This window comes from Martinezella rhizogenes (assembly GCF_007002745.1).
GTDB lineage: Bacteria > Pseudomonadota > Alphaproteobacteria > Rhizobiales > Rhizobiaceae > Agrobacterium > Agrobacterium cucumeris.
In genome coordinates this window covers 90,249-103,108 of the sequence record NZ_SGNY01000005.1, presented here as the reverse complement: position 1 = coordinate 103,108, position 12,860 = coordinate 90,249, and the positions used below count along the sequence as shown (strand labels likewise).

At 54.8% G+C, this 12,860-nt stretch carries 8 protein-coding genes; 1 reads left to right on the top strand and 7 read right to left on the bottom strand.

Annotation, left to right across the window (positions count from 1 at the left end):
* The first annotated feature begins 2 nt into the window (after positions 1-2).
* On the top strand, positions 3-1,052 hold the full coding sequence (locus tag EXN68_RS16220) for a carbohydrate ABC transporter permease (RefSeq protein WP_142841860.1): 1,050 nt from the start codon (positions 3-5) through the stop codon (positions 1,050-1,052).
* A 230-nt stretch (positions 1,053-1,282) separates the two neighbouring features.
* On the opposite strand, the gene EXN68_RS16215 is transcribed toward EXN68_RS16220, so the two are convergent.
* From EXN68_RS16215 to EXN68_RS16185, 7 genes are all read right to left on the bottom strand, one after another.
* Positions 1,283-2,329 (bottom strand): LacI family DNA-binding transcriptional regulator, encoded by a 1,047-nt coding sequence (locus EXN68_RS16215; RefSeq protein WP_193559530.1) that lies wholly within the window; start codon positions 2,327-2,329, stop codon positions 1,283-1,285.
* 190 nt (positions 2,330-2,519) lie between these two features.
* Complete coding sequence (locus EXN68_RS16210) at positions 2,520-4,004, bottom strand: HlyD family type I secretion periplasmic adaptor subunit (protein WP_142841858.1); 1,485 nt, start codon at positions 4,002-4,004, stop codon at positions 2,520-2,522.
* Positions 4,001-6,205, bottom strand: coding sequence for a type I secretion system permease/ATPase (locus EXN68_RS16205; RefSeq protein ID WP_142841857.1), 2,205 nt, complete (start codon positions 6,203-6,205; stop codon positions 4,001-4,003). Before EXN68_RS16205 ends, EXN68_RS16210 begins: the two co-directional genes overlap by 4 nt.
* A 118-nt stretch (positions 6,206-6,323) precedes the next feature.
* Complete coding sequence (locus EXN68_RS16200; RefSeq protein WP_142841856.1) at positions 6,324-9,644, bottom strand: hypothetical protein; 3,321 nt, start codon at positions 9,642-9,644, stop codon at positions 6,324-6,326.
* A 45-nt stretch (positions 9,645-9,689) separates the two neighbouring features.
* Positions 9,690-10,343: a DUF1629 domain-containing protein gene (locus EXN68_RS16195; RefSeq protein ID WP_142841855.1), complete on the bottom strand. Its 654-nt coding sequence runs from the start codon at positions 10,341-10,343 to the stop codon at positions 9,690-9,692.
* A 707-nt stretch (positions 10,344-11,050) separates the two neighbouring features.
* Positions 11,051-11,836 (bottom strand): TIM barrel protein, encoded by a 786-nt coding sequence (locus EXN68_RS16190; RefSeq protein WP_142841854.1) that lies wholly within the window; start codon positions 11,834-11,836, stop codon positions 11,051-11,053.
* Positions 11,837-11,844: 8 nt separating this feature from the next.
* The gene (locus EXN68_RS16185; protein WP_142841853.1) at positions 11,845-12,855 is read right to left on the bottom strand and encodes a Gfo/Idh/MocA family protein; all 1,011 of its coding nucleotides are present in this window, start codon (positions 12,853-12,855) and stop codon (positions 11,845-11,847) included.
* Positions 12,856-12,860 lie beyond the last annotated feature (5 nt).

The following is a 12,860-nucleotide window of genomic DNA, read 5'->3' as shown; positions in this document are numbered from 1 at the left end:
CCATGTCCAACGCCGTCGCGTTCCTCACGCGCACCCGCCGCCCCGGCCGGATCGGCCTTACCGATATCCTGTCCTGGGTATGGCTCATTGGCGGCACGCTCGCCGTCCTCATCCCGGTCGTCTGGGCCGCCATGTCATCGCTGAAGCCGGAAGCAGAAATCACCCGGTTTCCGCCAAGCCTTCTGCCGCGCGCCGCCGTACAGGTGGAGGTGCCAGGTTACGACAAACAGCTCAGCCTGTGGAAAGCCACCATCGATGGCGTGGCGCGGGAAATGGCCATGGTCCGCCGCGTCGGCCTCAAAGCCCAGATGGTCGATCCCGCCAATCCCGGCCCGCCGGTCAGCGTTGACACACGGGAAATAACGCCCGTCCAGAAGCTGACCGTCGCGACGGAAAACTTCACCGATCCGCTGACCCGCTTCAGCTTCCTGACCTTCCTCAAGAACTCGGTCTTCGTCACCTTTGTCGCGACCATCCTGACGCTGATCGTCAATGCCATGGCAGCCTTTGCGCTCTCCAAATACCGCTTCCGCGGCGAGAAGGCGATTTTCGTGCTCATCATCTCCACCCTGATGATCCCGCTCACCGTCGTCATGGTGCCGGCCTATCTCGTCATCGTCGGCGTCGGTCTCGTCGATAATCTCTGGGGCGTCATCATCCCCACCGTGGCGACGCCGACGGGCGTGTTCCTGCTGCGGCAATATATGCTGACCATTCCCGACGAGCTGATCGAGGCGGCCCGCGTCGATGCCGCCAGCGAATTTCGTATCTTCTGGCGCATCATCCTGCCGCTGACGGCCCCGGCGCTCGCGGTTCTCGCCATCTTCTCGGTTCTGTGGCGCTGGAACGACTTCCTCTGGCCGCTGATCGTTCTCAGCAGCCGTGAGAACTTCACGCTGCAGGTGGGTCTGAACGCCTTCCAGGGCGAGTTCTCGGTGCAATGGCACTATATTCTCGCCATGACCTTCCTCAGCCTGGCACCTGTTACCGTCGTGTTCCTGTTCCTGCAGCGTTACATCACGACGGGAATTGCCGGCACGGGGATGAAGTAAAGGGAGCAATACGGCTTGCGGTGAAACCGCAGCCCCGTTGGCAATTCGGATGACGCAGGCCCATCCCCTCCGTCATACCGGCCTTGAGCCGGTATCCAGCCGACGCGCGTCTGCGCGGCGAAAGGAGTCTTTTCAGCCCAAGGACTTGGGCTGGCTGGATTCCGGCTCAAGGCCGGAATGACGGATGACCGCCTCAAAGCATATGGCCACCAGCAAGAGCCGCCACCGCCCTACTTGGGTGGCGGCGCGATGCTGCCCCTCAGCACGAGGCGACAACCAAGTTCCAGCCGATGCGCCGGCCTGGTCGGATCGGCCGCCACAAGCCGCTGCTCCAGCAGCGAAAGGGCGGCACCGCCCAGCCTGTCGGCCGGTAATTGAATGGTGCTGAGCGGCGGCGCGCTGAAGGCAGCCGGCATGATATCGTCAAAACCCAGCACCGAGACGTCATCAGGAACCCGGATACCGGCTTCCGTCAGCGCCTTCAGGCAGCCGAGCGCCAGATTATCAGCGGCACAGAAGATCGCCGTTGCGTTCCTAAGTGGGCGCGTCTCGGCCAGCAGGCGGCGGATTGCGGCCTCGCCCCATTCCGGCTCGTAGCTTTCCACCTCCACGACCATATCGGCCGGAACTGTCAGGCCAGCCGCCAGAAAAGCGTCGCTATAACCATCATAACGGCGGCGGATCGTCGTGCGCCCCTTCCAGGTGACATGCAGGATATTGCGGTGCCCGAGCGACAGCAGATGCTCGATACCAAGCCGTGCGCCAAAACGGTTTTCGGCCGTCACCGTATCAACGATCATGGCCGGGTCTTCGCCATTGATCAGCACCACCGGCCTGCCAAGCGCGGACAGCGCCTCTACCAGTTGCGCCCTGTCATCATTGAGAACCACAATGCCATCGACATTGTCGGCATCGGCAGCCTCCGCGACAGCAACAGGATCGAGCCGGCTCGTTGTGCTGACAAAGGGAACGATGCGAATGCCACGCTTCTCGCATTCGCGCCGGAAGCCGTTCAGCATCGTCCAGCTGACCATGTTGAGGTCGCTCTGCGGCGCGGCGTCATTTGTCATGGCGAGCAACACGACACGCAGGGTGGCAATCGTCGCCTTCTGCCGGCGGTTTTCAAGGTAACCGAGCGTGCGGGCCGCCTCCAGCACCCGCTCGCGAACCTGTGCGGTCAAGGGTGCGGTGCCATTGAGGGCATGCGAAGCAGTACTCAGCGAAACATTCGCCTCGCGCGCCACGTCCTTAAGCGTCGTTTTCCTGTCTATTTTCATAAAGGGGAAATTCAACCACTCTTCTTCGGACGGTGCGGGCAGAAAGCCTGCCTCACGCAGTCGATCTGAAGAATACCCGTGCCCGTTTGCTGCTCTCTAATCTGCGGAAGACTACAGCATCATCCGTAAATGCGGAATTGATTTCTTTGGGTTTTCGCCAGGCTCGGTTGATAGGCGGACGAATTGGAACTCATCTTTCTTTCATGGCTTCAGAGGCCACATCCGCCAATGGAGAGAACAAATACTCCAAAATGCGACGCTGCCCTGTTTTAATTTCAACACTCACACTCATACCGGGCGTAATCGGTACGGGTTCGCCGTTGATTTGCATGGCACCGTCTTGAAGTGCAACAGTGATCGGAAACACGAGATTTTGCACTCTTTGTGCATTTCCTGTCGGGACTATGGATTGAGCAGATTGCGTTATCGTTGACTCTAGACTTTGGGCATCCGGCTCAGGAATTGCATCCGTGGAGATACGTTTTACCTCCCCTTTCAACACCCCAAATCGGGTATAAGGATAGGCTTCGACCTTAATGACGACGGACTGTCGCGGCTCTACGAAACCTATGTCCTTATTCGGAAGATATGCTTCTATTTCTAGGTCAGCGTCGCGTGGAACGATGCGCATTATTTCCGTATTCGCCGCGACAACCTGACCAACGGCTGAAATGGATGAAAGTTGTACGACCCCGTCGATAGGTGATCGAATTTGAAGGCGCTGCCTTCGGCTCTGTACTTTTATGACTTCTTGTTTCAGTTCGTCCACCGCGCGCTGTGCCTCAAGCCACCGGTTTGAATTGTCGCTAGAGGCAGTTTCGACAATCTTTTCGGCCTCTGCGAGAACAACAGTCACTTCCGCTTTTGCACCCATTAATTGTACCAGCTTATCGGCTAGTGCTGACTGTGCCTCCTGATATTCCTGTGTCGCGTCAATGACTTCGACCTGCGAGCCCGCTTTGGACTGCAATAACTGCGACCGCATCATAACCCGCTGCTCCAGTGTTTGGACAAGCTTGCGCTGGGCTGCGATCGCATCTGTAAGCCCAACGATTTGATCCTCTTTCTGCCGTCGCTGCGCATCCAGACTATGAATATTGGCCCGTAACCCTCGAAGATCAGCCTCAAATACCGTTTGCTCACGAACACGGATCGGTTCTGGAATATTTCCAGGAAAGGCCACGAGTGGATATCTAGGCCTGTCCTGTTGCCACAGATTTGTTTTTAATGCCGCCAGAACCTCGCGCAAAACTGCACGCCGCAGAACTTCCGCCTGAAGGGTGTTAAGGCTACTCAATTTAGCCGCTTCATCAGCCCTTGTTTCGGTATCATCAAGTTCGGCAACGACATCTCCGGCCTTCACGACATCACCATTACTTACGGCGACAGAGCGGGTCTTCCCATGTTCAAGAGATTCAATGATCTTTACGCGACCGACCGGTTGAATTTTGCCCTGCGCGGTGGCGACAATGTCGAATTTACCAAACCATCCCCAAACCAGAAGTGACGTTGCGAGAATGCAGATAAACCATAAAATCGCAATTCGGACAGGCGATTCCGGCGTCTCCAGTATTTCGAGAGCCGCAGGAAGAAATTCCATATCGCTGCGATAAATCGCTTCATTTCTCTTTTTGTCTGACTTCTGCTGATGGGCGAGACGCGCTTTGTTGCTCACGCGAAAACACTTCCACTCTGCAGTTTCCAGAGATGTGCATAGGTCCCATCGGGACGGGCGAGCAACTCTTCGTGTGTCCCTTGCTCGGTTATTGCACCGTCTTTCATACCAATGATGCGATTGCAGTAGCGAACAGTCGCCAGTCTATGTGCGATGATGATCACGGTCCGACCGCGAACGATATCACGCATGTTCTGCAGAATAATGCGTTCGCTCTCATAGTCCAACGCACTCGTCGCCTCATCCAGAATAAGGAGGGGAGGATTGGTTGCCAGCGCGCGAGCCAGTGCAATTCTTTGCCGCTGACCACCCGAAAGATTTGCCCCGCGCTCCTCAATCATCGTATCGTAACCGCGGGGAAGTTTGGTAATAAATTCGTCTGCGCCTGACATTCGCGCCATTCGCACAACGATGTCGCGAGGCATTGCAGGATTGCTGAAAGCAATGTTGTCATGCACCGTCCGATTAAACAGCATGTTTTCCTGCAACACGACGCCGATATGACTTCTTAGCCAAATAGGGTCGGTTTGAGAAATATCCTGCCCATCCAGAAACACCTGACCGCTATCCGGCATATAGAACCGTTGAACAAGTTTTGTGAGGGTAGACTTGCCCGAGCCAGAGGCTCCAACAATTCCCACAACCTCACCGGGCCGGATAGAGACGTTGATATCGTTCAGAACATTCGGCGTGTCCGATCGATAACGAAAATTAACGCGTCGGAACTCCAACGCGCCCTTCGGAGGCGGCAGATTGACGGCAGTTTTTGGTCTCGGTTCCGTAGGAGCGTTCAAAATATCCGCCAGTCTAGAAACCGATATCTGAACTTGCTGAAAGTCCTGCCACAATTGCGAAAGACGCAGGATCGGTTGCGAAACCTGGCTGGCAATCATGTTGAAAGCAACGAGAGCGCCAACAGTCAGTTCGCCATTGATAACAGATTGCGCCCCAAACATCAGCAATGCGGCACTTGTGACCTTGCTGATATACTGGATTGCATTTTGCCCCTTGGCGGCGAGCATTGTTGCGGTGAACGACGAGCGTACATATGCAGCAAGCCTTTCTTCCCATTGAGCGGAAACGACCGGCTCCACGGCTGATGCCTTCAGCGTTTGAATGCCGACAACGGTCTCCACCAGCAATTGCTGGCTATAGGCGCCTCGGTCAAATTTTTCGTCAATCCGTTCTTTCAGGAAAGGCCGGATAAGAACACCTATCACTATATAAAAAGGTATCGAAGCAACGACTATCCAGGCCAGGGTCGTCGAATAACAAAAAAGTACAAATATGAACACTGCCGTGAAGATGAGATCGAGACCTGAGAAGAGGCCCTGCCCGGTCAAAAAGTCACGGATCGTTTCGAGTTCGCGAATCCTCGCAACAGTCTGACCGGCTGCCCGTGTTTCAAAATAACTCAAAGGAAGGTTCATCATATGACGGAACAGTCTTTGACCCAATTCAACGTCGATACGATTGGTGGTATGCGATAAGGTGTAGCTTCTGAGATATTGCAAAATGACATCAAAGAGGCCGAGCGCGACGAGACCTATAACCAGAACGATAAGAGTCGAATAGCTCCTGTGGGCAAGAACCTTATCGACCACGACCTGAAAGAACAAAGGCGTTATGAGTGCAAAAATCTGGACAAAAAGCGACGCGACCAATACATGACCGAAAGCTTTGCGATACCGAAACAAGGAAGGAAGGAACCAACGGAAACCGAAGGCTTCCCTGGATACACCTGGCCCCGTGAACCGTCGCTGAACCAGAATGAACCGGCCCTCACTCGTCTCCAACAAGGTTGAAATATCCACATGGCGGACCAAAAGGCTCACTGGATCAGCGACACTATATATGCCATCGCTTGCCGCCCCGAGATATAAACCGTAATTGCCCTCGGTAGAGCAGATGATCGCCGGAGTAGGCAAAGAAGAAATGCGCTTTGCGGATTTTGTCTGTATCAATCTTGCTTTCAGACCGACAATTTTAGCCGCTCTCAGGATATCCCGGGACTGCGCGCTCCCTCCAATAGCGAGTTCATGCGTCAGCTTTTTCGGATCTGCGGCTATGCGATAATGAGATGCGATAGCACACAGGGCAACGAGGCCTCTATCATAGCTGGTCTCGGAAACAGGCCCCTGATCGGGTATAAATGCGTCTCGGAGATCGTCGGTGCCTGGCTTTGCTGTATTTTGTCTCATCGGACTTGCTTGAATGGCAGCGCCAAAGAATGACGCGAAGCCGCAGGGAAAAACATGTCAGGACCGCGACTGACGCGCGCTTCCAAAGCGTGATAAGCCAGTCGCGATTTCCCAGCGCCTAAAGTCCTGGTTGAGAGGACCTGTAAGCGAGCGCAACGTCTCCGACGAGAATGGATGTCCCGTCTATCCTTTTCGCAGAACTTGTCCCGGTGATCATCGAACCATCCGGAAATGATTTGACGCCCTGTTCAGACGGAAGAAGATCAATGAAGGTAATACCCTCAGCCTCCATCGTACTAAGCTCGCCTTCATCCGTGGCACCATTCTGGTTGAAGTCCTGCCAGATACGGAACTCGCTCCATCGCGCATCCTGACTATCGAGAATGTTGTCCTGATTGGTGTCGAACGCGAAACGAAGGCCCTCAAGATCAGTCACCGGACGACCGCTGTCGTCAATGCCCTTTTCCCTGAGTTCAGCTACGCGCTGCTCTTCCGATTTCCAGAGCGAGAAAGCGACCTCTTCCGGCCGATTGATTTGACCGTCAGGTCCGGTTTCTTCGTTTTTGCCAAGATCAATAACGAGCAGGCCGTCATTCGGGCCGATCCATGCAACCTCGTCTCGAATGCCGTCTCCGTTAGCGTCGAACCGACGCGATTCTTCTACGTTGTCTTGTTCAACACCCGACGTAACAAGTTTTGGCCTATGCGTTTCTGCGGGAGAAAGCTGCCGAATATCCAACTCACCGTCATCGTTAAGATCAAGAATGATAGGCCAAATTCTTACACCATTGGAGTTATGTGCCATTGCTCCACCACGGGTGACATAAATGAGGCCATTACTCGGTGGCTTGAAGATCGTTGGACTAGACGGCAAGTTTGAGAATGTGCCCTGCTTTCTCATATTCTCGAAGGCAGCCTTTTCGCTCTCACGCTGCAATCTTTCCCTCTCCGCATCTCTCCTTGCCTGATCTGCTGCCGCTTGCTGCCGACGCCGCTCCGCTTCAAGCTGCTGTTGCAAATTCCACTGGCGCTGCCTCTCGTCTCTCTCCCGCCGGCTTTGTTCTTCTTGTCTTAAGCGCTCATTATGGCGTTGAAGCTGTAACTCCTGGTCCCGCCGCATCTGCTCCATAGCGATCCTGTCACGCTCAGCTTTCTCCGCCGCCGCCCGTCGATCTGCCTCAGCTTTTGCAGCAGCTTGCCGCTCGGCTTCAGCCCTCGCAACTGCCTGACGTTCAGCCTCAGCCTTGGCAGTCGCTTGCCGCTCAGCTTCGGCCTTTGCAGCAGCCTGCCGTTCAGCTTCAGCCTTGGCAGCCGCTTGCCGTTCAGCTTCGGCCTTTGCAGCAGCCTGTTTTTCTGCCTCGGTCTTCGCAGCAGCCTGCGCCTTGGCGGCGGCCTGCTTTTCTGCCTCGGCCTTTGCAGCAACCTGTGCCTTGGCGGCGGCCTGTTTTTCTGCTTCGGCTTTCGCTGCGGCCTGCGCCTTGGCGGCGGCCTGTTTTTCTGCCTCGGCCTTCGCAGCAGCCTGTGCCTTGGCGGCAGCCTGTTTTTCTGCCTCGGCCTTCGCAGGAGCCTGTGCCTTGGCGGCGGCCTGTTTTTCTGCCTCGGCTTTCGCTGTCGCCTGAGCCTTGGCAGCTTCTTGTTTTGCTGCCTCGACCTTCACGGCCTCGTTTTTCGCATATTCGGCTTTCGCAGTCTTTATAGTCGTTTCGGCACTGGCCCATTGCTGCCGCAACGCCGCGGCTTTTAATGCGCGCCGCTCTGTTTCGGAATCGAATATCAACTTTCCAGAGACGTCATAACGTTGCTCTCGCACCGCCTCGCCCTTTGAATTGAAAGTTTTTTCGGTACGGCTACCATCAGCATTGAAAAATTCTTTCGAACTGCTGTCGTCGACCCGAAGTACTGTAGTTGCAGCAACTCGGCCCGTGGATGGGTCGTAGGTCTTTTCCGTGCTCGATCCGTCTGAATTGAAGAGGATATCGCCCGTTTTTTTACCCTGACTGTCGAAGAAGGTGGAAGAGACAGGCTTGCCGGTTTTGATGTCGCTTATTGTTTCGGCTCTGCCTTCTTCGCTCGTAACAATCACGTTGGAATATTGTCCGCCGCGAATGACGGTAATGTTGGCGCCAGCTTCTTCTGCCGGTTCTATTGCCTGATTTGCCCGAACATCTTTGATGACGCCTTCTATCAAAGATTCCACGGACGCGTCCGGCTGCTCGAGGCGGCGTTCTTTATATTCTGCGTTCAATTCACGCATGAGTTTGTCCGCCAGTTCCTTCGGCATGCCACTGGCGATCAACCCACGATAATATTTGCCCGACGGTTGCAGCAACGGCGTCTCAACACCCGCTTCGGGGGTGCCTGCCTGCAGAAGCGAAATAACATCATCGGCAGCTTTCCAAAGCGCGTCGACAGCGGTATCACCCAATAATGTGCCCGTGGCTCCCCCGACAAGAGCACCGACAACGGAGCTTGCGAGGGAAACAGGACCGCCCGGGGCACCTATTGCACCGCCGATTGCCGCGCCAGCCGCAGCTCCTTCCATGCCAAGATACAGCCTGGCAGCAAGGCGAGCCATGATGTCAGCTGCCGCAGCACGATCCCCCTTGCTGACTGAATCCGCGGCTTCCGCAGTACCTGTGCCAATGTCGTAGACCAGACCGGCGATGCCTAGGATTTTCAGCCCCGTCAAAAGCTTTGGCATGTAATAGCTTGAGGCAGTGGCTTTTCCGCTCAGGACATCGTTTAGCAGCTTCGTGTCCCAGACGGTATCGAGCTTCTGTGCTAAAGCTGCCGAAACCACAAGACGACCGGTTTGTCGCGCCTCCGCGATCGCAAGCCCGAGACCCAGTTTAGCAACTTCAGCAGAGTTCTTTGCAGCCTTCTTTCCAACCTGCTCAATCGCGTCAAGGGTCGTTTGAATCCTCGTCTCAGACACCGTGACGGCATCCCAACTGTTGATTTGTCCCTTAGCAAAAGTACCAATCTGTTCACCGTGGTTTTTCGCATAGGATTTCAGATTGCGGAAGAAGCTATTGATTTTGGCATTTGTTTCGGCTTCGGTCATGTTGATTGGCTTGTTGGTGAACAAATCGCCATTAACCAATCCCGCCCGCATTGTATTGCACAACGCGTTGACTTGCTCTGCCACGCGCCCAGCCGCAGCTTTGTCGCCCCGAAGCGTGAGCTGGCCATCAGGAGATTTCTCCAATTCCGCTAGATGCAGCGTAAGACTCTTTGAATACTCCGCAAGCGGCCCCCCGGGGTGGGGAGACAACCCCATTTTGAATGCTAATTCGCGCTTGGCTGGCATGTTTAGCCGATTCACCGAATTGTCTACGCCAAACAATCCCAGTTTACTCAGATTCTGCAACAAAGCGCTTTTGCCGGCTGCTCGCTGCTCTATGATATGATGGTCTTGAAAAGCAGGAATATCAGCCACTGAAATAGCTCCGCCTGAAATAAATTTGAAAAAAATTTTAGATATTCAAAGAGTTAATGCGTCTAAAAACCAGAGGCCTTTAATATCTTTTGTAGATTTGCAGGCCACATAAAGAACATCGTCACAGATAGGATCTGCTGCAAGCCTCGGCTGCACAAAAACGTGGGCAGTACCAACAATTTCTTCATGGAAGTGTAGGCTTGCGCCGCCCGCCACGCTGTAAAGTTTCATATCTTCGCCGGTCTGATGATCCGGATAATATTTTACGCGAACATCTGACGCTTCTTCGTCCAGCGCATCAATTGACCTAATAACATCACACAGGAAGTGTTTCGGACCCTTTGATCCATCATTCAATGTGTAATCGCACTCTGCGAAGACAAACGCATCTGGATCAACAACTTCAAAAATCTGTTTCAGTCGCTCAGACACGAACCAGTATCCACTCAATGTCCCCTCAAGATCACGAGGAGGCTTCCCCTGCTTTTTGTCATAGGCAATATGTGGTTTTTCTTTCAGCTCTGGGAAGCCGCCCCCTTCGGGACGCACTATCATGCGAGGCGGAGTCAACAGTTTTTCTTCGTTGACGAAAATGAGACCATGGCCTGAACCACCTCCCCGGATATCCGGGCCGAAAACGTAGAATTTCCTCTCACTCTGCGTGCGGCGGGGTACACAGGGCGGGGTAGCGTCGTCCATTGTCAACTCCAAAATTAAATCTTGCAAAATATCGGCTTCGTCTGATTTGGCTTGACCCAACGAAATCACCGAAGCGCCATGTAGATGTTAGCCTCTGAACCTTTGATGTAACTGGCGGTGGGCGTCAACACGCCAGCGCACTGCCACGGTCTCAGTCGCTCGCGCTTTGAAGCACTACCCGCGACATTCCTTTGCCATCAACAAACGCACCCGACAGAAGATGACCACCCGAAATGCGCTTTTTCTGCAACTGACCAATCCACCCAAGCTGGCGGCGCCGTAACATAATAATATATCATAGCCATTACTATCTTTAATCACAAATAAAAAACATACTGTAAATCTACCATATTTTAAATAATAATAAATTTCCTACCGGAGAAAATACACATTAATTCCACACAAATGTCAACTATAAATAAAAAAATTAAATATTAAATAGTTAGAATTATTAAATTTTATAATACAATATTCTAATTTGTAATTTTTAATCCACAAAACTAAAAACCCGAAGACATACTCAGAATTATCGGCTACGTCGCCTTCCATGCAGCGAATATCACAGCAAAACAATCATGAAATTAGTCATCTTTTGTGCAAGGTTCGAAAGTGAAAAGCTTCTTCGTTCCGAGCAGTCGCTATTGGAGCCAAATTCAAACTGACATAAAGAAAAAACCACCCGCGGCGAACCACGGGCGGCAAGGCGGTCAGAGCGCCTGGGAGATATGGTCGATGCTGCCCTTTACGGCAGCGACAGGGTCTTTAAGGTCGTGCACTTCCGTCGCGAAGGGTTCGAAGCTGTAAGGCCCCCTGTAACCGGCCGCGTCAAGTGTCCTGATCTGGGCGATATTCTCCAGCCGGTCGCCGCCATCCACCAGAACGCGGTGGGCGTCGAGCATGTCGGCGACGGAGACGGCGGGATCGATCACCCCGGAGATGTGGACCAGTCCCGTTCGCTCCGGGAAGAACTCGGTCTCGCCTGCGAGATGGTGGTGGAAGGTGTCGTGCACCAGCCTGTAAACATCGCCGCCACCGGCCGCATCGATGGCCTTGATGGCTTCGGCCTTGGTGCGCAGCGAGGAGACCGGGAAGCCGAGCGGCTCTACGAAACCGATCAGGCCGCGTTCCTCAAGGATCGGCTTCGTAGCCTTCAGTGCCGTGACGAGATTATCAAAAGACACCGCCGTGCCGTCATTGAGCGGGCACATCACCAGCGCCTTCGCACCGCTCGCCGCGGCATAATCAGCCATCGCGACGGCCCGCGCAGGCAGGTCGCCCGACCAGACGTTGAAGGGATAAAGCGCGTTGATCGAGATGATCGTCACGCCCGCCTTTTCGGCCGCCGCTTTTACCTCGGCCGGATCCACCGTGCCGACGATGTCTGGCAGGTCGTTGCGGATTTCGACTTCGGTGAGGCCGAGTTCACGGGCGGTTGCGAAGAACGCCTCAAGGGAAAGCTTCGGCGCGGTGATGTGGTTGATGGCAAAACGCATGAAAGACCTCACTGATAAAGGGCTGGACGGGTGGGAAGCTCGATTGCGACGGCCGCCCCATCCTTCTCCTGCGCGGCCACGCAGGCGTCGGAGGTGATGGCGGCCACGTAGCCGTCCCAGGAGTTCGGTCCCGAGGCCGTGCCCTTTGCCGCCGCGTGGATGAAATCCTGTAATTCGACATCATAGCTGGCGATGAAGCGATCCTTCCAGTCGGTGAGGATATCGTTCTGCAGCTTGGCGCCGAGGCGGGTCTGCACCGACATCGGCTCCGGCAGGCTGGCAATGCCGTCTTCGCCCACCACCTGGCACTGGATATCGTAGCCATAGTGGCAATTGACGAAGATTTCGACGTCGATGATCGTGCCCTTGGCGGTTTCCAGAATAACGATCTGCGGGTCCTTCAGCTTGGCATGGCTGCGGGCGGCGGAGCGGGGAAAGAGAACGCGGGCCGAAACATAGTCATCGTCAAGCAGCCAGCGCAGCACGTCGATCTCATGGATCATCGTGTCATGGATCGCCATGGGCGTAACATATTGCTCCGGAACCGTTGGGTTGCGGTGGGCGGCATGCACCATGATCGGCGCGCCGATCCTGTTATCCACGGCCTGTTTCAGCGCCACGTAACCGGCATCATAACGGCGCATGAAGCCCACCTGAACCAGCCGTTTGCCATGCGCCACTTCGGCGTCGACGATGCGTCTTGCGCCTTCGGCCGTTGTCGCCAGCGGCTTTTCGCAGAAGCACGGCTTGCCGGCGGCAATGGCCGCCAGCACATATTGCTCATGGGTTGCGCCCCATGAAGTGACGAGCACGGCATCCACGTCCGGCGATGCGATCAGCTCTTCGCCGGTGGCGAACACGACGGCATCCGGGGCGATGTCGTTTTTAACCGCCTCGGCCGAGGCGCGGTTGACGTCGCTCAGCGCAACGATCTTCGCGCCGCCCAGAACTTGATTGATACGGCGGGCGTGATCACGCCCGATTGCGCCGGTGCCGACGACACCAATTCTCACAGTCATCTGAA

Excerpts from the sequence above, each read along its gene's own strand:
- EXN68_RS16215 (WP_193559530.1), bottom strand. The coding sequence starts at position 2,329 with ATGAAAATAGACAGGAAAACGACGCTTAAGGACGTGGCGCGCGAGGCG.
- EXN68_RS16190 (WP_142841854.1), bottom strand. The coding sequence starts at position 11,836 with ATGCGTTTTGCCATCAACCACATCACCGCGCCGAAGCTTTCCCTTGAG.
- EXN68_RS16205 (WP_142841857.1), bottom strand. The coding sequence starts at position 6,205 with ATGAGACAAAATACAGCAAAGCCAGGCACCGACGATCTCCGAGACGCA.
- EXN68_RS16185 (WP_142841853.1), bottom strand. The coding sequence starts at position 12,855 with ATGACTGTGAGAATTGGTGTCGTCGGCACCGGCGCAATCGGGCGTGAT.
- EXN68_RS16195 (WP_142841855.1), bottom strand. The coding sequence starts at position 10,343 with ATGGACGACGCTACCCCGCCCTGTGTACCCCGCCGCACGCAGAGTGAG.
- EXN68_RS16220 (WP_142841860.1), top strand. The coding sequence starts at position 3 with ATGTCCAACGCCGTCGCGTTCCTCACGCGCACCCGCCGCCCCGGCCGG.